This window comes from Streptomyces sp. NPDC054786, from assembly GCF_053611685.1.
The window spans coordinates 69284-90535 of record NZ_JBSHAW010000028.1 but is presented as its reverse complement, the minus strand read 5'-3'; the positions used below and the strand labels follow the sequence as shown (position 1 = coordinate 90535).

General features: G+C 69.7%; 17 protein-coding genes. 4 read left to right on the top strand and 13 right to left on the bottom strand.

Features of this window, described 5'->3' with window-relative positions:
• Positions 1 to 163: 163 nt before the first annotated feature.
• From ACWGI6_RS23785 to ACWGI6_RS23745, 9 genes are read right to left on the bottom strand one after another with little or no spacing between them, the layout of a single operon-like run.
• Positions 164 to 1909: an FAD-dependent oxidoreductase gene (locus tag ACWGI6_RS23785; RefSeq protein WP_453269384.1), complete on the bottom strand. Its 1746-nt coding sequence runs from the start codon at positions 1907 to 1909 to the stop codon at positions 164 to 166.
• Positions 1909 to 2172, bottom strand: coding sequence for a UBP-type zinc finger domain-containing protein (locus ACWGI6_RS23780; RefSeq protein WP_030082447.1), 264 nt, complete (start codon positions 2170 to 2172; stop codon positions 1909 to 1911). Before ACWGI6_RS23780 ends, ACWGI6_RS23785 begins: the two co-directional genes overlap by 1 nt.
• A 28-nt stretch (positions 2173 to 2200) precedes the next feature.
• Positions 2201 to 2644, bottom strand: a complete 444-nt coding sequence (gene trxA, locus ACWGI6_RS23775; protein WP_453269425.1) for a thioredoxin — start codon at positions 2642 to 2644, stop codon at positions 2201 to 2203.
• 5 nt (positions 2645 to 2649) lie between these two features.
• The gene (gene clpB, locus ACWGI6_RS23770; RefSeq protein WP_453269383.1) at positions 2650 to 5292 is read right to left on the bottom strand and encodes an ATP-dependent chaperone ClpB; all 2643 of its coding nucleotides are present in this window, start codon (positions 5290 to 5292) and stop codon (positions 2650 to 2652) included.
• Entirely contained in the window at positions 5283 to 5693 is a 411-nt protein-coding gene (locus ACWGI6_RS23765) for a chaperone modulator CbpM (protein WP_453269382.1), read from the bottom strand. The genes clpB and ACWGI6_RS23765 overlap by 10 nt, the downstream gene beginning before the upstream one ends.
• Entirely contained in the window at positions 5690 to 6658 is a 969-nt protein-coding gene (locus ACWGI6_RS23760; protein WP_453269381.1) for a DnaJ C-terminal domain-containing protein, read from the bottom strand. The genes ACWGI6_RS23765 and ACWGI6_RS23760 overlap by 4 nt, the downstream gene beginning before the upstream one ends.
• 6 nt (positions 6659 to 6664) lie before the next feature.
• The gene (locus ACWGI6_RS23755; RefSeq protein ID WP_453269380.1) at positions 6665 to 7180 is read right to left on the bottom strand and encodes a nucleotide exchange factor GrpE; all 516 of its coding nucleotides are present in this window, start codon (positions 7178 to 7180) and stop codon (positions 6665 to 6667) included.
• Between the two features lie 9 nt (positions 7181 to 7189).
• On the bottom strand, positions 7190 to 9100 hold the full coding sequence (gene dnaK / locus ACWGI6_RS23750) for a molecular chaperone DnaK (RefSeq protein ID WP_453269379.1): 1911 nt from the start codon (positions 9098 to 9100) through the stop codon (positions 7190 to 7192).
• A 58-nt stretch (positions 9101 to 9158) separates the two neighbouring features.
• Positions 9159 to 9647, bottom strand: coding sequence for a general stress protein (locus ACWGI6_RS23745; protein WP_453269378.1), 489 nt, complete (start codon positions 9645 to 9647; stop codon positions 9159 to 9161).
• Positions 9648 to 9867: 220 nt separating this feature from the next.
• Here ACWGI6_RS23745 and ACWGI6_RS23740 point away from each other — a divergent pair, with 220 nt between their 5' ends.
• Positions 9868 to 11574, top strand: a complete 1707-nt coding sequence (locus ACWGI6_RS23740) for a PucR family transcriptional regulator (protein WP_453269377.1) — start codon at positions 9868 to 9870, stop codon at positions 11572 to 11574.
• A 13-nt stretch (positions 11575 to 11587) separates the two neighbouring features.
• On the top strand, positions 11588 to 12229 hold the full coding sequence (locus tag ACWGI6_RS23735; RefSeq protein ID WP_453269376.1) for an MEDS domain-containing protein: 642 nt from the start codon (positions 11588 to 11590) through the stop codon (positions 12227 to 12229).
• 92 nt (positions 12230 to 12321) lie between these two features.
• On the opposite strand, the gene ACWGI6_RS23730 is transcribed toward ACWGI6_RS23735, so the two are convergent.
• Both ACWGI6_RS23730 and ACWGI6_RS23725 read right to left on the bottom strand, forming a co-directional pair.
• Positions 12322 to 14520, bottom strand: coding sequence for an FUSC family protein (locus ACWGI6_RS23730; RefSeq protein WP_453269375.1), 2199 nt, complete (start codon positions 14518 to 14520; stop codon positions 12322 to 12324).
• Positions 14521 to 14776: 256 nt separating this feature from the next.
• Entirely contained in the window at positions 14777 to 15127 is a 351-nt protein-coding gene (locus ACWGI6_RS23725) for a hypothetical protein (protein WP_453269374.1), read from the bottom strand.
• Between the two features lie 404 nt (positions 15128 to 15531).
• On the opposite strand from ACWGI6_RS23725, the gene ACWGI6_RS23720 reads away from it, so the two are divergent.
• A complete protein-coding gene (locus ACWGI6_RS23720; RefSeq protein WP_453269373.1) occupies positions 15532 to 15981 on the top strand; it encodes a DUF1931 family protein in 450 nt (149 codons plus the stop codon).
• 394 nt (positions 15982 to 16375) lie between these two features.
• On the opposite strand, the gene ACWGI6_RS23715 is transcribed toward ACWGI6_RS23720, so the two are convergent.
• A complete protein-coding gene (locus tag ACWGI6_RS23715) occupies positions 16376 to 18319 on the bottom strand; it encodes an MFS transporter (protein ID WP_453269372.1) in 1944 nt (647 codons plus the stop codon).
• A gap of 91 nt (positions 18320 to 18410) precedes the next feature.
• On the opposite strand from ACWGI6_RS23715, the gene ACWGI6_RS23710 reads away from it, so the two are divergent.
• Positions 18411 to 18695 carry a hypothetical protein gene (locus ACWGI6_RS23710; RefSeq protein WP_453269371.1) on the top strand — a complete coding sequence of 95 codons (285 nt, stop codon included), beginning with the start codon at positions 18411 to 18413 and terminating at the stop codon, positions 18693 to 18695.
• Positions 18696 to 19431: 736 nt separating this feature from the next.
• Here ACWGI6_RS23710 and ACWGI6_RS23705 read toward each other — a convergent pair.
• On the bottom strand, positions 19432 to 21246 hold the full coding sequence (locus ACWGI6_RS23705) for an APC family permease (protein WP_453269370.1): 1815 nt from the start codon (positions 21244 to 21246) through the stop codon (positions 19432 to 19434).
• Positions 21247 to 21252: the final 6 nt, after the last annotated feature.

Here is a 21252-nt window from a genome sequence, read left to right as displayed (position 1 = left end):
TTCTGCCTGCGGCGGCATCCCCGGTCAGGGAGGCACGACCCAGGCCCCCTCGGCGGGGCACCCGCCGCATCCGCCACACCAGGAACAACGCCGAGGCGACCGCCGCGACCCGCATCCCCGGCAGCCCGTCGGCCATCTCCTGCCCCAGGGAGGACGGCCAGCGTCAGGACACCGACTGGCCCGGCACGGACCGAGACTCGCTCACGCCGGGTCCGCGGACGAGATTGCCTTCCTGGGCCCGGTGTTCATGGACGAGCCGGACGGCTATGGCGCCCTCCCCCGCGGCGGAGGCGACCCGCTTGACGGATCCGCTCCTGACGTCACCCGCGGCGAAGACACCCGGCATCGTGGTCTCCAGCATCAGTGGCCCGCGCCCGAGCGATTCCCAGATGTTCTCGTCGGCCGCTGCCCGGGCGTCGGCGCCGGTGAGCACGAACCCCCGTCGGTCCAGCGCGACCACGTCCTTCAGCCACTCGGTGTGCGGCCGGGCGCCGATGAACACGAACAGGGCGCGGGCCGGCAGTTCGCGACGGTCGCCGGAGGCGTTGTCCTCCACGGTCAACGACTGCAGGGTGCCCTCCCCGTGGACCTGGCGCACTTCGGTGTGGGTCAGCACCTCGACCTTCGGATGGCGTGTCACCTGGTCCACCAGATAGCGTGACATGTCCTTGCCGAGGTCGCCGCTGCGGACGATCAGATACACCTTGGGCGCGTATTCGGCGAGGAAGAGCACCGCCTGGCCTGCGGAGTTGCCCCCGCCGACCACGGCCACGGGGTCCATCCGGCACAGGTTGGCCTCGTGGAGTGTGGCGGCGTAGTAGACGCTGGAGCCTTCCAGCCGGTCGATGCCGGGGACGTCAAGCCTGCGGTAGCGCACTCCCGAGGCCAGGACGAGGGTGGCGGCCTGGACCTCGGAGCCGTCCGCGAAGGTGAGGGCGTACCGGCCGTCGCGCGGTTCGAGCGAGGTGACCTCGGCGGGGACGGTGAGCTGTGCGCCGAATTTGCGGGCCTGGAGCACCGAGCGTTCCATGAGTTCGCCACCCGAGATCCCGGACGGGAAGCCCAGATAGTTCTCGATGCGCGAGGAGGTGGCGGCCTGGCCTCCGGTGGCCATGGCGTCGACGGCTACGGTGACGAGGCCATCGGATGAGCCGTAGACGGCCGCGGCGAGCCCGGCCGGGCCCGCGCCGACCACCACCAGGTCGTATTCACCGTCGCCGTGCGCAGAGGTGGGGAGTCCGATGAGGCGGGCGAGGTCCGCGATGCTGGGATTGCGCAGTACCTGCTCTCCCTTCCACATGACGACCGGGGTCTCGTCCGGACGGATGCCGAACCGGCGCAGCAGCGCCTCGGCTTCCTTGTCCTTCTCCAGGTCGATCCATCGGTGTGGTAGCCGGTTGCGGGCGGCGAATTCACGCAGTCGCAGGGTGTTGGGCGAGTAGCACGAGCCCAGGATCCGGAAGCCGGCGCCCAGGCCGATGAGCAGGGACCGGCGGCCGAGGTAGGCGCGCAGAACCAGGTCCCCGAGGACCGGATCGCGTGCCACCAGGGCCCGCTGGCGCTCCACCGGGACCGCGAGGACCTGGCCGGGCTCGCGTACGACCGCGGTGTCGAACGCCGGCTGCCCTTCGAGCAGACCGAGTTCCCCCAGAAAGCGGCCGGGGCCGTGTACTGCCACGGTGCGTTGGTCGGGACCGCCGTAGTCGTGGACGACCTCGACCATCCCGCTGACGATGGCAAGGAACTCCTCGAACGGTTCGCCCTCGCGGAACAGCACCTCGCCCCGCTGCGTGGGGCGGTACTCGCCGTACTGGGCCAGCGCATCGAGCTGTTCCTGCGTCAGCCGGGGGTAGGCGCCGTGCTGATCGGGGGTTTCGGTGGGTATCCCGTCCGGGCCCGCGCCAGTCATCAGACCACGGCCTCGTGGACGTAACACCAGCGCCAGTTCTCTCCCGGTTCGAGGGGCTGCACGATGGGGTGGCCGACGTTGGCGGCGTGCAGACGGGCGTGCTTGAGTGGCGAGGAGTCACAGCATCCGACGTGTCCGCAGGTCAGGCACAACCTGAGGTGCACCCAGGGAGAGCCGAGGCGCAGGCACTCCTCGCAGCCCTCGGGGGTGCGAGGTGTCACCGGGCGCACGAGCGACAGGTGCCAGTCGCTTTCGGTAGTCATGATGGTCCTCCTTCCTTGGCGGACGGGCTCAGCGACGACCCGCGATGGTCTCCTCGACCCATTGGCGCAGCACGTTGGCGGGGGCGGCGCCGGCCTGTCGCGCGATCACCTCTCCCTTGTCGAGGAGGAGCAGGGTCGGCACGGCCTGCACCTGGAATCGCTGGGACAGCTTGGGGGCCTGGTCGACATCGACCTTGACGAGTTTGATCTGTCCTGCGAGCTCGCGGGCGACCTGTTCCAGTGCGGGGCTGACCATGCGGCAGGGGCCGCACCAGGTGGCCCAGAGATCGACGAGGACGAGGGGCGCCGCCTTTTCGGCGATCTCCGCGAAGTCGTCATCGCCGGCATCGACGATCCAGGGCAGCGGGGTGCCGCAGTTTCCGCATCTGGGGCGCCCGTCCCCCGCTGCCGGCACCCGGTTCTTGCGGCCGCACGACTCACAGACGACCGTCTTGCTCCGGCTCGTTGCCACCGTTCTCACGCAGCCATTCCATGGTCGGCCCGGGCCGGCGCGTCGTACGTCACGACCAGTTCACCGTTCTGGGCGTCCACCCGGATCGTCGAGCCGTCCTCCACATCGCCGCGGATCAGCGCCCGCCCGACGAGCGTTTCGACCTCATGTGAGATAAAGCGGCGCAGCGGCCGTGCCCCGTAGACGGGGTCGAAGCCCTGCTGGGCGATGAGCTCGCGGGCCTGATCGGTGAGTGCGACGGTGATCTGGCGTTCGGCCAGGCGCCGGCGCAGGTCGTTGAACTGCAGCTCGACGATGCGCTTGATCTGCTCCATGCCCAGCGGCTTGAACAGCACGACGTCGTCGACGCGGTTGAGGAACTCGGGGCGGAAGTGGCTTTGCAGTTCGCCCATGACCAGGGCCCGCGCATCGGGTTTGATCTCGCCCTCGGGGGTCACCCCGTCGAGCAGATGGGCGGATCCGATGTTGGAGGTCATGATGACGACGGTGTTGCGGAAGTCGACGGTGCGGCCCTGGGCGTCGGTGATCCGGCCGTCGTCGAGTACCTGCAGCAAGGTGTTGAAGACATCGGTGTGTGCCTTCTCGACCTCGTCGAACAGGACCACGGAGTAGGGCTTGCGGCGTACCGCCTCGGTGAGCTGACCGCCCTCCTCGTAGCCGACGTATCCGGGCGGCGCTCCGACCAGCCTGCTGACGGTGTGCCGTTCCTGGTACTCGCTCATGTCGAGACGGACGATGCTCTCCTCGGTGTCGAACAGTGCCGCGGCGAGCGCCTTGGCCAGCTCGGTCTTTCCGACGCCGGTGGGGCCGAGGAAGATGAACGAGCCGATGGGCCGACGCGGGTCGCGGATGCCGGAGCGGGCCCGGATGATGGCGTCGGTCACCAGCTTGACGGCCTCGTCCTGGCCGATCACCCGCTCGGTGAGGATCTCGTCGAGCCGCAGCAGCTTCTCCCGTTCGCCTTCCTGCAGCCGGGTCACCGGGATACCGGTCCACGCGGCGACGATCTCGGAGATCTCGTCCTCCGTGACGACCTCGCGCAGGAGCCGGGTCTCGCCCTGCTTGGCGGCGAGCGCCTCCTCTTCGGCGGCCAGCCGGCGTTCGAGTTCGGTGAGCTTGCCGTAGCGCAGTTCGGCGGCGCGGTTGAGGTCGTAGTTCCGCTCGGCCTCCTCGGCTTCCTGACGGACCTGTTCCAGTTCCTGACGCAGCTCCTGCACCCGCCGGATGGCCTGGCGTTCGGCCTCCCACTGGGCGTGCATGGCGTCGGCCTCGGCGCGCAGGTCGGACAGTTCGCGCCGGAGCTCGTCCAGCCGCTTTCGGCTGGCGGGGTCGGTCTCCTTGTCCAGGGCCGCTTCCTCGATCTCCAGGCGGGTCACCCGGCGGGTGATCTCGTCGAGTTCGGCCGGCATGGAGTCGATCTCGGTGCGCAGCCGGGCGCAGGCCTCGTCGACGAGGTCGATGGCCTTGTCCGGCAGGAACCGGTCGGAGATATAGCGGTGGCTGAGGGTGGCCGCGGCGACCAGCGCGGTGTCCTGGATCTTCACGCCGTGGAAGACCTCGAGACGTTCGCGCAGACCGCGGAGGATGGAGACGGTGTCCTCCACGCTCGGCTCGTCCACCATGACCTGCTGGAAGCGCCGTTCGAGGGCGGCGTCGGATTCGATGTGCTTGCGGTACTCCTCCAGCGTGGTCGCGCCGATCATGTGCAGTTCGCCGCGGGCGAGCATCGGCTTGAGCATGTTCCCGGCGTCCATCGCGCCCTCGGCGCCGCCACCGGCTCCGACGACCGTGTGGAGTTCGTCGACGAAGAGCAGGATGCGCCCCTCGGCGGCCTTGACCTCGCTCAGCACGGCCTGCAGTCGTTCCTCGAACTCACCGCGGTACTTGGCGCCCGCCACCAGCGAACTCATGTCGAGGGAGAAGATGGTCTTCTCGCGCAGCCCTTCGGGCACATCGCCGCGGACGATCCGCTGCGCCAGCCCTTCCACGATGGCGGTCTTGCCGACGCCCGGATCGCCGATCAACACGGGGTTGTTCTTGGTCTTGCGGCTGAGGATCTGCATGACCCTGCGGATCTCCGCGTCCCGGCCGATCACCGGGTCCTTCTTGCCGCTCCGTGCCTCGGCGACCAGATCCTGGCCGTACTTCTCCAGCGCCTCGTACGCGCCCTCGGGCGTCGCCGAGGTGACACGCTGGTTGCCGCGGATGCGGGTCAGCGCGGAGAGGAAGGAGTCCTTGGTGATGCCGTGTTCCTTGAGCAGGCGGCCCGCCGCGGTCGTGGATTCCTCGTCGACCAGTGCCAGGACGAGGTGCTCCACGGACACATATTCGTCCTTGAGGCGCTTGGCCTCCTGCTCGGCGGTGTCCAGCAGCTTGGCCAGCCGCTGGGTGACATACACCTGGCCGGGTGTGGCGCCGGGTCCGGTCACCTTCGGTCTGCGTGACAGCTCGCTCATGAGCGAGGCGCGCAACGCCTCGGTGTCGGCGCCCGCTTGGTCGAAGAGCCGCGGCACCAGCCCCTCCGGCTGGTCGAGGAGAGCGAGCAGCAGATGCTCACCGTCGACCTCGGTCTGGTCCATCCGGCCGGCGATCGTCTGCGCTTCCTGAAGGGCCTCCTGGGACTTCTGGGTGAGCCGGTTCATATCCACGATTCATCACTCCTAGAGCCGGCGTTGCTGCGCCTCAACGCGGCCTCCAGCTCGCTGACCCGGTCGAGCAGGTCCATCACCAGACCGAGGGACGCGTAGTTGAGGGGGAGCCCGGCCCGTAGCCGTTGGATGCGGGCGAGAGTTGCGGGAGCGCCCGGGCCGAACCACAGCCGGCCGCTGTCGTCGCGGGTGGCGTCGACCAGGCCGAGGGTGACGAATCGCCGGACGAGATCGGGGTGGAGTCCGGAGCGCCGGGCCACGACGTCCAGGCTGAGTCTGTCGACGGGCACGAGGGCGTAGTTGCGGACAACGACGCTCAGGGGCCGCTGCCGGGCCCGCGCCGTCGTCCGGTGATACCCGGCCTCCGGCCTGGCGGCAGCGCGCCGCGGATCATGGGTCATCCTGGCTTCCTCGGGTCGAAGGTGGAGACGGCAGCCAGCTCCTCGAAGAGCTCACGCTCCCGGTCGCTGAGTTCGGGCGGCACCATGATCCGGACCTCCGCGTAGAGATCTCCGTCGGCGCCACGGGGGTTGGGCATGCCCTCGCCGCGCAGCCGCAGCCGGCGGCCGCTGGACGAGCCCTTGGGAACGGTGACTTTGGCGGTGCCGCCGGGCGTGGGTACCGGTACCGTCGCGCCGAGGGCCGCCTCCCAGGGTGTGACGGGAAGCGCGACGTGGACGTCCCGGCCCTCCAGGCGGAATTTCGTGTCGGGCTTGATCCGTACGCGCAGGTACAGATCTCCCGGGGGACCGTCATCGCTGCCCCTGCCGCCTTCCCCCGCCAGCCGGATGCGCTGTCCGTCGACCACGCCACGCGGGATGTTGACGTCATAGGTCCGCTGTCCGCCGGGCCCGGCGAGGGTGACGCTGCGGTGGCCGCCGTGGTAGGCCTCCTGGACACTGAGCTGGATCTCGGCCTCCTGGTCGGCCCCGGGAACCGGGCCCCAGCGTCCGCCGCCTCCGCCGCGGCCGTACATCCCGCCGAACAGATCCTCGAAGTTGATGCCGGCGCCGTCGAATCCCTCGCCGTAGTCGGTGAACCGGACCCGGCCGTCGCCGGTGGACCGGCCGCGGCCGCGGCTGCGGCCTCGGGCTCCGGCCCCGGCCCCCACGCCCGCGCCCACCCGTTCTTCCCAGTCCTCCGGGACCTGCCGGAAGTCCTCGCCGAAGCGGTCGTAGCGCTTGCGCATCTTGGGGTCGGACAGCACGCTGTACGCCTCGTTGAGCTCCTTGAAGCGCTCCTCGGCCTGCGGATCCTTGTTGATGTCGGGGTGGTGTTTGCGGGCCAGCTTGCGGAAGGCCTGCTGTATTTCATCGGAGCTCGCGTTGCGCTGCACCCCGAGCACGTCGTAGTAGTCCCGTGCCATGGGGCGTCACTCCTGCCGCTTGCTGACCAGGACGGCCGCGGGGCGCAGCTGCCGGCTCCCCTCGCCGTAGCCGGGACGCACCACCTGCACCACGGTGTTCGGCTCGGCATCGGGGTCGTCGACGGTGCCGACGCCCTCGTGCCGGGTCGGGTCGAAGGGCACTCCGGTCTCCTCGTAGCGGGGATACCCGAGCCGGCGGAGCACGTCGACGGCCTGGTCGCGTACGGCCTTGACGCCTTCGACCACGGCGGACGGATCGGATCCGGCATGTGAGAGCGCCAGGTCCAGATTGTCGACCACCGGCAGCCAGGCCATCGCGGTGCGGGCGCGTTCCTCGTTCCGTACGGCGTCCAGTTCCTTTGCGTGGCGCTTGCGGAGGTTGTCGAGGTCCGCGAGCGCCCGGCGCCAGCGGTCCTGGAGCTCGTCGAGGGCCGCGGCGTGGTCGTCCACCTCCGGCTGCTCCGGGGGCGGGGCCTGGCTCAGCTCGTCCTGGGGCGTCGTCGGCTCCTGTTCGGTGGACATCGCCGCACCTCAGCTCTTGTCGAATTCGGCGTCGACCACGTCGTCGTCGGATCCGCTGGAGCCGCTCGCTCCGCCCGCTGCCCCGGCATCCGCCGTGGCCTGCTCCTCCGCGGAGGGTCCCCCGCCTGCCTGGTGGGAGGCCAGCGAGGCGTGCATCTGCTGGAGCTCGGAGGTCAGCGACCTGACCTTGTCGAGCGGCGCTTCCTCCTTGACGGCTTCCCTGGCATCGGTGACGAGCATCTCGGCACGTGCCTTCTCGTGCGCGGGCGCGGCGTCGCCCAGCTCGTTCAGCCGGCGTTCGACCTGGTAGGCCACGGCGTCCAGCTCGTTGCGGGCGTCCACCGCCTCGCGCAGCGCCTGGTCCTCGCCGCGGTGCGCTTCGGCCTCCTGGACCATCCGCTCGACCTCGCTCTGGTCGAGGTTGGAGCCCTCGCTGATGGTGATGCCCTGCTCGGCGCCGGTGTCCTTGTCCCGCGCGGTGACGTTCAGGATGCCGTTGGCGTCGACATCGAAGGTGACCTCGATCTGCGGCTCACCACGGGGCGCGGGCCGGATGTCCTTGAGCTGGAAGCGCCCGAGGACGCGGTTGTCCCGAGCGAGCTCGCGCTCTCCTTGCAGGACGACGATGTCGACCGCTCCCTGGTTGTCCTCGGCGGTGGAGAAGGTCTCCGTGCGCCGCACCGGGATGGTGGTGTTCCGCTCGATGATCTTGGTCATCACACCGCCGCGGGTCTCCACACCCAGCGACAGCGGGATGACGTCGAGCAGCAGGACGTCCTTGACGTCGCCCTTGAGCACCCCGGCCTGGATCGCGGCGCCCATCGCCACGACCTCGTCGGGGTTGACGCTCATGTTCGGGTCCTTGCCGCCGGTCAGCCGGCGGACCAGGTTCTGGACGGCGGGGATACGGGTGGAGCCGCCCACGAGGATGACCTCGTCGATATCGTTCTCACTGACCTTGGCATCGGCCATCGCCTGCTTGACCGGCTCCATGGTCCGCTCGACCAGGTCGGAGGTGATCTGGTCGAACGTGGACCGCATGACCGTCTCGGTCAGATGCTTCGGGCCGGCGGCGTCCGCGGTGATGAACGGCAGGCTGACCTGCGTCTGAGTGACCGAGCTGAGTTCGGTCTTGGCCTTCTCCGCGGCCTCGAACAGCCGCTGCAGGGCCTGCGGGTCGCTGCGCAGGTCGATGCCGTTGTCGCGTTGGAAGTTGTCTGCCAGGTGGTCCACGAGCCGCCGGTCGAAGTCGTCACCGCCCAGGTGGCTGTCGCCCGCGGTGGACCGGACCTCGACCACCCCGTCGCCGACGTCGAGCAGGCTGACGTCGAAGGTGCCGCCGCCCAGGTCGAAGACGAGCACGGTCTCGTGCCCCTTCTTGTCCAGCCCGTAGGCGAGCGCCGCCGCCGTGGGCTCGTTGATGATGCGCAGGACCTCCAGGCCCGCGATGCGCCCCGCGTCCTTCGTCGCGGTGCGCTGGGCGTCATTGAAGTAGGCGGGGACGGTGATGACGGCTTCCGTCACCTTCTCGCCCAGCTGCTTGGCGGCGTCGTCGGCGAGTTTGCGCAGGACCAGAGCGCTGATCTCCTCCGGCGCGTACAGCTTGTCGCGTACCTCGAAGCGCGCATTGCCGTGCTCATCGGCGACCACGTCGAAGCCGACGGCCTTCGCCTCGTCGGAGATCTCGTCGAAGCGGCGGCCGATGAAGCGCTTGGCCGAGTAGATGGTGCCCTTGGGGTTGAGGATCGCCTGGCGGCGGGCCAGCTGGCCCACGAGCCGCTCGCCCGTGTCGGTGAACGCGACGACCGAAGGGGTCGTGCGGCTGCCCTCGGAGTTCGGGAGAACCGTCGCCTCACCGCCTTCCCACGCGGCGATCACCGAGTTGGTGGTTCCGAGGTCGATTCCGACTGCCTTAGCCATGGGGATACTCCTTCATCGAAGGCCACGGAAGCGTTCGCGCGCCCTGTGCCGAGGGTTCTCACTTCTCGGTGGCGGTGGTGCCGGCCGCCGCGCTCCCGAGCCGGTTGAGCAGCTTGGCGGCCTGATCGGCCACCTCGGCGTCCGCCACGACCTCGTACCGGCTCGGCTGCATCGCTCTCACGGAAGCGAAGTCGCGGCGCCCGCGCTGCATGCTGTACAGAAGCAGTCCGAGCAGCGCGCCGATCACTGCGCCGAAGATCAGCCCGTAGAGGGCCAGCAACAGCGACGACAGCACCGGGTTGAGCCAATTGAGCAGCCCGAAAAGCCAGCCGATCAGAGCGCCGGGGAGAGCGCCGGACGCGGCCCCGCTCAGCGCCGCCCCGCCGAAGCCGACACGACCGACAACTTGTTCGACGAGTTGCAGGTCGTGGCCGATGATGGCGGTTCGTTCAACAGGGAACTCCTGGTCAGATAGGTAATCGACTGCGCGCTCCGCCTCCGCGTAGGTGGAGTAGGACGCGATGGTCCGACGATCCTGCTGGCTCATGTCCCCTCCTCCCGGCGACATAGCACTGCTACTGGTTCACGGCTGACCGCTTCAGTCTTGCCATCGCAGGCGACCCGCGGCCTGCGCCTGCGAGGCCGAAATCCATAGGCAATCTCGGTCTGCCAGGGTGAGCTGATCGAGGCGACATATCGGACAAGATCTGCGTCCTTGGGTAGGGTGGATCCCGGGCGAGTCCCCTAGAAAGGCCCGTGATCCCACCATGACCACGACCTCGGGCACGGCGGGCCGGTCCCCCCGGAACAGCTGGGGCCGCGAGCACCTGGCGAACCTGTACAGCCTTTTCGTGCTCTCGATGATCATGAATGACGCGCCGGACGAGAGCGATGTCCTGACGCGGGCCCTCACAGCCGTTGGCACCCTCGGTCCGTGTCGCGCCGAGGCCGCCTACCTCACGCTCGACAACGGCCTGATCCGCGCGCCCGCCGACTGGCCCCACGCCACCCCCCACCTCGATGCCCAGGTCCGGAGACTGGGCGGTCAGGACGGGCCGGTCACGGTGCCGGGCCGGGCATGGGGCTGGAGCTTCGCGCTGCACAGCACGGCGGACGACATTGGGCATCTGGTGGTCAGCGCGCCGTCACGGCCCACCGATGACGAGTACTTCCTGCTGCGGGTTCTGGCCCAGCAGACCGCGGCGGGCCTGACGCATGCCCTGGCCCGGCGCGCGGAACGCGACCGCACGCGGCAGCTTCGGCAGGTCAATGACGACCGCGCGGCCACGAACGCCCGGCTCACCACGTCCGTCTCCGAACTGGAGCACCAGCGTTCCGTCCACGAGATGCTCAGCGACGCCTCCGCGAACGACGACGGCGTACAGGGCATCGCCGGGGCCCTCCACCGGATCACCGGCTACCCGGTGGCCATCGAGGACCGCTTCGGCAATCTGCGGGCCTGGGCGGGGCCGAGCCGTCCCGACCCGTACCCCAAACCCGAGGCGACCGGGCACGAAGAGCTTCTGCAGGATGCCGCCCGCCGGCTGCGGCCGGTACGGGTGGGAGAACGGGTCATCGCGCTGGCCTGGCACCGTGGCGAGGTCCTCGGCACCGTGGCCCTGATCGACCCCGGGGCAAGCACCGGCGAACAGGAGCAGTTCGCCCTCGACCACGCCTGCACCGTGCTGGCCCTGGAACTGGCCCATCTGCGCAACCTCGCCGAGGTGGAACTGCGGCTACGGCGCGAACTCGTGGACGACCTGATCACCGGCGCCGACGACGAGAGCGCCTACGCGCGGGCGGCCGCCGTCGGCCATGATCTGCACGGCCCGCATTATCTTGCCGCGGTGCAATGGGTGGGCCGTCCGGCCGACGACGCCTTCGTGCAAGCGGTCGGCAGGTCGGCGGCCGGCCTGCGGATGCGGTCACTGCTGGCCAGACGGTCCGGGATGGCCGTCCTCGTGCTGCAAGGGCGTCCTCGGGCGAAGGCCCTGCACGAGGCAGTGGGCCGCGAACTGGGCTCGCCCACCGGATCGATCGGTGTGGGCGGCCGCTGCGACACCCCGAGCGAGATCCCGCGCTCGTTCCAGGAAGCGCTGCGCGCACTGGAGGTCCGCCAGCGCTCGCAGTCACCCCACGGCACCACGACCTTCGACGAGCTGGGCCTCTACCGCATCCTCGGGCCGGGAGGCAGCTACCGGGACGTCGAGCAGTTCGTCCGTGAGTGGCTCGGCCCGCTCCTGGACTACGACGTCGCACACCACTCGGACCTGGTCCAGACCCTCTCCCAGTACTTCGAGTGCGGTGGCAACTACGACGCCACGGCAGCCGCCCTGGCCATCCACCGCAGCACCCTGCGCTACCGGCTCCAGCGCATCCGCGAGGTCAGCGGCAGCGACCTCGCGGACATCGACAGCCGGCTGAACCTGCACGTCGCCACCCGGGTGTGGAAAGTCCTGGGCGGCTCATCCTGATCGGGAGAACAGCGTGGATCAACGGAGTGCCGACGCCCCGGCCGCTGTCGCTCACCTGGGCGGAGTACCACTGACTCCCGGCGACCACATCTGTGCCCTGTACCGGGGGCGTGCCGAGCGGGACCGGCTCATGACCCCCTTCTTGGCGGAGGGCCTGAGTGCAGGGCACATCTGCCTCCTCTTGGGCACCGAGGGCGAGGGCCGTACTTTTCGCGACGTCCTGGCCTCGCACGCCCCCGCGGTGGGCCGGGGCGGCAACAACCTCCAGATCAGGGGCCCGAATGAGTATCTGCGGGACGGGACCTTCGACGGAGACCGCACACTGGCCCGGCTCTCCGCATGGTCCGACGAGACGTTCCCGTCCGACAACGACACCTGCGCCCGGCTCGCCGCCGATATGAGCTGGGCCCAGCCCTTGGTGCAGCCCGCCTTCGTCCAGGACCTGGTCCGGTACGAGATGCACGCGACCCGGTGGCTGCGGTCGTATCCCCAGGTGGGGATGTGCATGTACGACCTGGAGCTGTTCCACAGTGACCTGATCCTCCCACTGATCAAGGCCCATCCGAAGGTCTGGCTGAACGGCATGATCATGGAAAATCCGTACTTCCTCGATCCCGATGAGGAGACCGGGCCACCGGCCTTCAGGGAGACCTGACACCGCTCACCGCTCACGGCTCCGGCCGTGCGCACATCCCGCCGTCCGGTTCCGGACGAAACCCCGGCTTGCCGCACGGAACGCGGCGCTGCCTATCCGACGTCCTTGGGTGGCGGAGGCGAGCCGTCACCGCGCCCCCGCCGGAGTTCCCGTTCCTCTTCCGCATCTGCCGCCTCTTCCTCCGGTGCCGGTCGCTCCTGTCGGTCCTCCCGCGCCTCCCGGACCGACTCGACATCCCGTTCCAGCGGTGTCGTGCTCAGCGCGGCCGTCAGCTCCTCCAGGGCCCCCAGCAAAAGTTCCGCGCCACGCCGCACCACCGGATCATCACCGCCGTCCGCGCCCTCCCAGGCGTCGAGCGCCGCCGCTACCCGCTCCCATCCCGGGGCCCGCCGCTCGCGTACGTCCCGCGCCGCACGCGCGGTGTCCGCCCGCAGGGCCGCCGCGAACAGTGCGGCTTCCGGGACGGGCCGCACCCCTCGCCCCGGCAGATGGGCCTCCAGAAGCATCGCCGCCCGCCCCATCGACTTGAGCGCCGCATATGCCTCCTGGGCCGCACGGCGGGTCAGTCCACGATGCTTCACCGGCTCTTGCTCGGACCGCTCGAAAGCCTCGTCCCACGCGGCCTCCTTCTCACGGGCGGCAAGCAGTGCCTGCCGCACTTCCGCGCGATGCCCGCCGCCGGGATCCGCGTAGCTGCCGACCACCGCCGCCGCGTACCGCCCGTTCGCGGCGAGCCAGTCCGCGAGACGGTCCAGCAGCCGCGGGGTCTCCCAGGCCGGGAAGACCACATAGGCCAGCATCGCGAGGGCACCGCCGAGCAGGGTCAGCAGCACTCGGTCCCGCACCGTCTGGTGCCACTCCTCGCCCCCCATCCCGAGCAGGAAGACGACATACGCAGCGGCGAAGGACTGCGAGACCGCGTACCCGGTGCGCATCAGCAGGTACATCAACCCGGCCGAGAGCACGGCCAGCCCGCCGGACAGATATGCGCCCGGGTGAGCCAACTGCACCACTCCGGTGGCCAGTCCGACGCCGACGAGAGTGCCGGAGAACCGGGCCACAGCACGGGAGTAGGTCTGGTGGAAGTCGGGCCGCAGCACCATGACGGAAGTGATCGGCACCCAGTAGCCGTGGCCCAGCGGAAGCGCATTGCCGAGCAGGTAGCCGAGGCAAGCCACCCCGGCGAGACGTACGGCGTGCCGGAGAACAGTCGAGTCCCAGGTGAGCTCGCGGCGCATCGCACGCAGCACGACCGGCACCATCCGGAACATGGTCGGACGCACCAGTGCCGGGGCCTTCGCCGCGTGAGTGTCGCCGCTGTCCGCGGTCTCCACGACCTCGCGCAGCAGATCGAACAGCCGCCCCGCCGCCAGCCGCGCCGGCCCCCGCAGCACCTCCTCCCCGCCCCGGAGGGCCTCCATGGCTTCGGAGGGCACCCGGACCGGGGTACCGCGGCGGATCGAGCGGGCAGCGGCGTCCAGCACCTCGCCGGCCGCCTTCAGGAGTTCCCGCGTCCGGTCGCGTTCCGGCCCCTCCGCCGGAGCGCCGACCCGGGGGTCGGCGAGGGAGGCGAGGACCGGGCGGATGCGCTCGGCCAGGCCGCGGGGGCCGTGCAAGGCGGCGGGCCGCCGGCGCGCCTGCCACGGCGTGACCGCGGCGGCGTCGCGGGCCGTCATCATCGGTTCCGGGTCGAAGGGGGCCACCGGGTCGTGCCGCAGCCGCCGGGCGTAGTCGGCCACGGCGGCGAGGGCGTCGGCGAGCGCGTCCCGGTGCGCTCCCCAGCGGCGGATCGGGAACAGCAGGATCAGCGTCGCTTGCACCACACCGCCGAAGGCGATCACCGCGGCGTGCTCCAGCGCCTGCACCACGGTGGTCGGCAGGGTGATGGTCACCAGCATGATGCCGATCGTGGTGGCCGCGACGATCCCGGCGGTCGAGCCCGCGGCCCAGGCCATTCCGGCGCCGAAGGACCACACGGCGAGCAGTAGGAGGAACGGCACGGGGTGCGCCCCCGCCAGATATCCCAGGAAGGTGCTGAGCGCCAGGCCCGCGCCGGCGGCCAGCGCGAGCACCTTGCGCGGGCGCCAACTCCGCTGGAACGTGGCGGTGCCGGCCGAGAAGGCTCCGAACGCGGCGGACGTGGCATAGGCCGGGGAGACGAGCCACAGCGCGAGCCCGATCACGGTCGCCACTCCGGCCGCGGCGCGCAGTGCGACCAGCGGCTCGAGCCGGGTCCTCTCAATCGTCAGCCCGGAGCGCACGATCAGCCCCAGCGCCCGCAGCCACGTCACGGCGCCGAGCTTAGGGCGAGGGCGGGGCCGTCCGCCGTCAGCCGCACCGTCCAGCCGCCCACGTGAGCTACCACGCGGTGCCGGGAGCGAACCGAGGGGTCCGGCCGGAACGCCGGCCACCGGCGGGGGCCGGTCCAGGTGCCGCTGTCACGGGCGCCGGCCCCGCGGCATCCCGACGTGTGGCGGCTGCGCCCGGGTTCCGGGAGCCACTGTCACAGGGCGGTATGGGGGACGGCAGGCGGGGCGTGAGTCTGGCTCAGGAAAGTTCTTCCAGCATTCCGTGCACATGAGCCACGGCAACCTCTATGTCGGCGTGCTTGTACTGCCCGGCGCGTGACTCCGCGGAGAGGACTCCGCAGCGGTGCACTTTCTCGAAGTCGCCATAGGGGAACTTGTACCGGCCTTTGTTCTCTTCGTTCTGTTCGTCGTCTTCGCCGAGGTACCACTTCCGGTATTCGGCGAAGCCGTGCTGCTCCAGGTAGCGGTTCTCCTCCTCGGCCGAGGGGCGGTGTTCGCTCCACTCGTCCCGGTCGTCCAGTACCACCTGCCGTTCCTTGACCAGCTTCTTCGCGTGATCAAAAGCTCGTGCGTTCAACTTCACCACCACGAGGTTCACACCTCCCACGCGTTGCCGTGCCACTGGTCTGCAGGAAATCCTCCGGGAATGACGCTCACAGGGGGGAGGGGATAACGCTCGGTTGCCCGACTACGTGCCCCTGTATTCGCGGCGGATGATCCGCCGGTCCGAAGCGTCCATGGCTCATACGGCGAGGTAACGCTTCGCGTCCTATTACCTGCGCCCATTTTACGCCGCCGACGGGCGGCTCTCACGGCCAATTCCGGGAACTTTCCGATCGCTTGGCCTGTCAGGTGAAATAAGCGCCACGGCTTCGGCCTGGCATGCGCAGGCGTCCCCCGGAGGAGTCTGGAATCCTGAAACTGGGCATTGTCCGCCGGTGCGCGGACAGTCGCCGGTGTGGGGCAGTCACCGAGGGCGAGGAGGCGAAAGACATGACCGTGATGGGCGTGTCCAGGTTCCAAAGGTTCTTCCGTGCCGCCGCAAGTCTCGACGTGGACAAGAACGATCTGAAGCGGTACAGCGACTTCGTCGACGGCAAGCTCTACGACCTCCTGCTCGTCGCCCAGGCCGCGGCCAAGGCGAACGACCGGGACATCGTCGAACTGTGGGATCTACCGATCACCAAGGGGCTCCAGGAGAGCATTCACCGGTTCCGGCGGCTGGACGAGGAGGTCGAGCTCAAGCCGATCCTTGAGCAGTTGGCCGCGCACCCCCTGCTCGACCGGGCACCCAGTGAGGAGACCGAGGCCCGGTACCCGGAGATCATCGGCGGGCTGAGCCTGGCACTCGCCGAAACCTTCAAGATCATGTACCCCGACGTCAAAAACCCCCAGACCAAGCACTGGGAGGGCGCGACCGCCATCTTCGACCTGCTCCTGTAGCCGGCGCTGACCGGATTGCGCAGGTCACCCCTCCAGAGGTCCGAGCCACCCGCCCCCGCCCGAATTGGCGAGCGGCGGGCGCGCAGGTGTGACTACCGGCGGCACGGCAGACAGCGACGTGGGCACAGGGGCCTTGAGGTCTCGCCCACTCCCCGTCGCTGATATGGCCCTTGAGGACCTGTAGGACGGTCTGCACCAGCTGCTGGTCCACGCCGGCACGGCCGTGTTGGGCACGCCTCCCACGGTGGGCCCGATCCGCCCGCCCATCTGGTGGATGAGTTCGTCGACTCCTCCGGCGGAGTCCGCGTCCGGTAGGCCTGCCGCTCCATCGTTCCACTCGTACGCTGCCGTCGGGCGGGTGAGGTCATCCGCTGCCGTCGGGCGGGTGAGGTCATCACCCGTCACCTTCGTCATCTCGTGTCCTCGGGGGTTTTCCGGGTCCTTCGCCGTGTCCTGCGGACCGGCCCGCAGGACTGTAGCGGCCATCGGGCAGGGTCTTCGCGCGCGACTCCCGGACGGCCTCGCGCAGGGCGTTGCGGAAGTGGCCGGGGCCCCACGACCGTCCGCCGACGGTCCGCTCGAGCTCGTCGCGCCGGGTCGGACCGTGCTCTGCGAGGGCGCGGGAGACCTGCTCTATCTCGTGGTCGAGGGACCGCTCGGCCATGGCCGAGGTCCGGCTCGCTGTGCCGGCCGTGCCGGCCATGCCCGGGGAGTAGAGCGAACTGCCCGTTCCCGGACGGTACCGGCGTACCCCGGTGCGCTCGCGTTCCCGGCGGCGGGCCGTGCGGTCGGCGATCCGCCGCTCCCGCTCGCGGGCCGCCTGCCGGACGCCCTCGGGGCGGGCGCGTTCGCGCACGGCCTCCGGAGAGGGCTCGTTACGCCAGTCCGCCTCGGCCTCCCCGGCGGTGAGCGGTCTGGCGATGTTCTCCAGGGACTGCTGCTCGGCCCGGACACCGAAGAACACCTCGGCCAGCCCGCCGAGGGCCATGGCCCCGGCTCCGATGAGGAAGCCCAGGGCCACCAGCCCGGTGTGACCGCTGTGAATGAAGTTGCCGAACAGCAGTGGCCCGGTGATACCGCCGACGGCCGTGCCGACCGCGAAGAACAGGGAGATGGACAGTGCGCGGGTCTCCATGGGGAAGACCTCACTGACCGTCAGGTAGGCCGAACTCGCTCCCGCGGAGGCCACGAAGAAGGTCACCGAGACCAGCGCGAAGAACGACCACGCCGTCAGCGAGCCGGTGATCAGCAGGACGGCGAGGGCAACGGCGACGGCCGCCGAGCCGAAGTAAGTGCCCGCGATCATCGGCTTCCGGCCGATGGTGTCGAACAGCCGGCCAAGGAAGAGCGGTCCGAGGAAGTTGGCGACCGCGAAGATGGCCAGGAAGTACGGGACAGAGCTCGACCCCACACCGAAGAATCCGCTCAGTACGGTGCCCAGGTCGAAGACGATCGCGTTGTACAGGAACGCCTGTCCGACGAACAGCGCCAGTCCGAGGATCGCGCGGCGTGGATACCGCTGCAGGGCCACCCGGGCGATCTCCGTGAAGGGGATGACATCGCGCTGCCGGATGGTGATGGCCTCGCCCGGTTCCGGCAGCTCCTGGCCCGTCTCCGCCCGTACTTCGGCCTCGATCTGGTCGACGATGCGCTCGGCCTCCCCCTCCCGTCCGTGGATGAACAGCCATCGTGGGCTCTCCGGGACGTGACGGCGCACCAGCATGATGCCCAGCCCGAGGACTCCGCCGAGGCCGAACGCCAGCCGCCAGCCGAGGTTCGGCGCGAGCAGATGTGTGTCGAGCAGGACCAGTGAGACCAGGCCGCCGAGCGCCGCTCCGACCCAGTAGCTGCCGTTGATGGCCAGGTCCACCTGACCCCGGTTGCGCGCCGGAATCAGCTCGTCGATGGCCGAGTTGATCGCGGCGTACTCGCCGCCGATGCCCATGCCGGTGATGAACCGGGCGAGGAAGAGGTACCAGGCGTCCTGGGAGAACGCGGTGGCGACGGTGGCGAGGATGTAGATCCCCAGCGTCACCATGAACAGCTTCTTACGGCCGAAGCGGTCCGTGAGACGGCCGAACAGGAGCGCTCCGAAGCAGGCTCCCGCCACATAGATCGCGGCGGCCGTGCCGATGTCGGCGCTGGTGAGGGAGATGCCGCTGCCCGGCTCGGTCATACGGGCCGCCACTGCGCCGACGATCGTCACTTCGAGTCCGTCGAGAATCCAGACGGTCCCGAGGCCGATCACGATCCGCCAGTGAAAGCGGGACCACGGCAGACGGTCGAGCCGGGCCGGGACGCGGGTGGTGACAGTGGCCAGTTCGGTGCTGGTGGTCATGGTGTGTTCCTCCCCGTACTCGCCATCAGCAGTTCAGTGCAGGAGCGGGCGGGCAGGCCGGAACGCCTGGCTCCGCATAGGGTGGATCTCTATGTTGCGCTGCCGCCTTCTCGGACATCGCTTCCGCTTCCTCAGCGAGGGCGACACGATGCGCTGGCATTGTGCGCGCGGATGCGGGGCGGGGGGCGCCAAACGGTATCCGGCGGCCGAGGATGCCCGGCGCTATGCACGGGCCTTCGACCACGAGGACCAGGAGGACCTGGGCCGTCGGGCACCGCTCGTCGGGCTGTTCCCGCTGCGGCTGCTGCGTGCGCTGCGCGAGCACCGTGCGAAAAGAGCCGGTACGGGGTCCGATGTCACGCCTCCGCCACGCTGACCGGCCGGGCCCGGCGCTCCCGTACGGGCGGGCGGCACGACGCCTGCGGGCCCCACGGTGGTACGCAAGCGCGGCAAGCGGGTCCGCAGCCATGCCCTCACCTCGCGCTCTGATCGGCGCTTGTTGCGGTCTGGGGGTCCGCGCGGGACCGGCCTGGGGACCGCGTCGTACGGAGGTGACGGCCGGTGTCCAGTGTATTCCCGTTGGGCCGATGTATTCCCGTTGGGCCGACAAAGGAGAGCCGCGCCGGAGGGCGGCGGACAGCAGACGTACCCAAGGCCCCCGGTTGCCCGCACCCCAGCCCACCTGCGCTCGGAGGTCGAACGGCGGGGAGGGCTTTCACCCCGCAGGCGGAGGTGCGAGACCGGTGCGCTTGCGAGGGTGAAGGCAGCGACACGCAAGGACGCTGTCTGCGATCGAGCCGGCCGGCGCAGTGACGGCCAGCATCGGGACACCAACACGGCGCTCGGGTGCGAGCGGCGGGCGGCCCGGTCGCTCGGGTGGCGGAGCAGGAGCGCGGCGCAGGGATGTGTGAGCGCCGTGCACCGGTCACGGTCGGGCTTATCGGTCCGTGGCCTCGGCCACCGGCGCGGTGTAGCTACGGCCGGGTCTCCTCCCAGGGGCCCGCCATGAACTGTCAGGACGTACGGTGCGGTCCGCGGCGCGGGGAGAGGTACTCCGTGATGACAGAACTTGATGGTGTGCCACTGGGGACGCCGTCACGTGAGTGACGGGGTCACAGGTCCAACTGGAGTTTGAGCAGGCATACGACTACGTCGGTGCGGGCACTCAGCAAACCGGCCATGAGAATGCCCCGTTGGTTCTGGAGAATCCGGTAGCGGCCGTGCAGGGGTTCCACCTGGGGGATGAGTACGGCGACCTGCCTGCCGTTGCGGTCGACCTGCTCGACGTAGCCGATGACCGGATGCACCAGGGAGTGCTGAGGGCTGTCGATGATGTCGAGCCGTGGGCCGGGGTTCCAGCGCGCCCAGTCGGCGCGCATGGCGTCTGCTTTCGTCCGGTCGTCGAAGACGGCGACCACGACGACCTCATCGCCCAGTGAGGACGCGGCATTGAGGGCGGCGGCGGCGACCATGTCGACCCTGCCCAGGGGGACGATGACCAGACTGTGGGTTCGTGTGGGGCGTGGCGGGGTGCCGTCCCATCTGAGTTGGTCGCGAACGCGCGTGTAATAGCGCTCGATCCGGGAGAACAGCAGCATCAGCAGCGGCACGATGAGGACGACGATCCAGGCACCGGCGAGGAACTTGGTGGCGAGCAGGACGATTCCGGCGACGGCGGTCAGCACAGCCCCGATGCCGTTGATCAACGCCCGGGGCAACCAGCCGTCGGGGCGTTGCATGCTCCAGTGCCGGACGAGGCCGATCTGGCTGATGGTGAAGCCGACGAAGACGCCGATGGCAAAGAGCGGGATCAGGCGCTGGGTGTCGGCACTGACGACGACCAGCATGACGCCGGCCAGCACCGCCAGGGCCACGACGCCCCAGCGGTGGACGGGCCGCTCCGAGCGGAGGGCGAACAGATGAGGGAGACGGTCGTCCTTGGCGAGGACGCTCATCAGGACCGGAAGGCCGCCGAAGCTGGTGTTCGCGGCGATGCCCAGCACAACGGTGACGATGAGGCTGATGGCGTAGTAGACCCAGCCGGTCCCGAAGGCGCCGGCCGTCAGCTGGGCCAGCAGCGTCACACCGCCGCGTGGCGCCACGTGATGGCGGCGGATCAGCAACGACAGCCCGATGAGCATGGCGCCCAGCAGCAACCCCAGCATCAGCTCGGTGTGTTGCGCCCGCTTGACGCGTGGCTGGCGGAACATCGGAACGGCGTTGGCGATGGCCTCCACCCCGGTCAGCGCCGAGCATCCCGCGGAGAACGCCTTGAGCACCAGGAGCACGCCCAGCGCCTCGACGGCGGGGAAGGACTGGGACGTTCCGACCGTGGCTGCGGGATGGGCCCGAAACAGCCCCACGACGATGACACCGATCACGCTGACGATGAACAGCACCGTGGGCAGCATCAGCACCCGCGCGCTGTCCGCGATGCCGCGCAGATTGATGACGGTGAGGACGAACAGCGCGATCAGGCATACGGCCAGAAGGTGATCGGAAAGGACGGGAAACGCCGATGCGAGGCTCGCGGCGCCGGCGGCGAGACTGACGGCGACGGTGAGGACGTAGTCGATGATGAGGCTGGCCGCGGCCATCAGACTGACCGGTCTGCCCAAATCCTTCTTCGCCACCGCGTAGGCTCCACCGCCGTCCGGGTGCACGGCGATCACCTGGCGATAGGAGACGACCAGGACGGCCAGCAACCCGGCGATGACCAGGGTGATCGGCAGCATCGCCGTGAGCGCGCCCGAACCGGCGGCCACCAGCACGACGACGATGGCCTCCGGGCCGTACGCGACCGAGCTGAGGGCGTCCAGTGAGAGGGCGGCCAGCCCCTGGATCACGGTCAGGTGGGACTTTCCGCCCTCGCCGTGACGTCGTGGGACCTTGGGGTGAGGTTTCTTGGGCGCAAGCCCGAGCGTCACGTGAAA

Excerpts from the sequence above, each read along its gene's own strand:
- ACWGI6_RS23785 (WP_453269384.1), bottom strand. The coding sequence starts at position 1,909 with ATGACTGGCGCGGGCCCGGACGGGATACCCACCGAAACCCCCGATCAG.
- ACWGI6_RS23780 (WP_030082447.1), bottom strand. The coding sequence starts at position 2,172 with ATGACTACCGAAAGCGACTGGCACCTGTCGCTCGTGCGCCCGGTGACA.
- ACWGI6_RS23765 (WP_453269382.1), bottom strand. The coding sequence starts at position 5,693 with ATGACCCATGATCCGCGGCGCGCTGCCGCCAGGCCGGAGGCCGGGTAT.
- ACWGI6_RS23760 (WP_453269381.1), bottom strand. The coding sequence starts at position 6,658 with ATGGCACGGGACTACTACGACGTGCTCGGGGTGCAGCGCAACGCGAGC.
- ACWGI6_RS23755 (WP_453269380.1), bottom strand. The coding sequence starts at position 7,180 with ATGTCCACCGAACAGGAGCCGACGACGCCCCAGGACGAGCTGAGCCAG.
- dnaK (WP_453269379.1), bottom strand. The coding sequence starts at position 9,100 with ATGGCTAAGGCAGTCGGAATCGACCTCGGAACCACCAACTCGGTGATC.
- ACWGI6_RS23745 (WP_453269378.1), bottom strand. The coding sequence starts at position 9,647 with ATGAGCCAGCAGGATCGTCGGACCATCGCGTCCTACTCCACCTACGCG.
- ACWGI6_RS23740 (WP_453269377.1), top strand. The coding sequence starts at position 9,868 with ATGACCACGACCTCGGGCACGGCGGGCCGGTCCCCCCGGAACAGCTGG.
- ACWGI6_RS23720 (WP_453269373.1), top strand. The coding sequence starts at position 15,532 with ATGACCGTGATGGGCGTGTCCAGGTTCCAAAGGTTCTTCCGTGCCGCC.
- ACWGI6_RS23715 (WP_453269372.1), bottom strand. The coding sequence starts at position 18,319 with ATGACCACCAGCACCGAACTGGCCACTGTCACCACCCGCGTCCCGGCC.
- ACWGI6_RS23710 (WP_453269371.1), top strand. The coding sequence starts at position 18,411 with ATGTTGCGCTGCCGCCTTCTCGGACATCGCTTCCGCTTCCTCAGCGAG.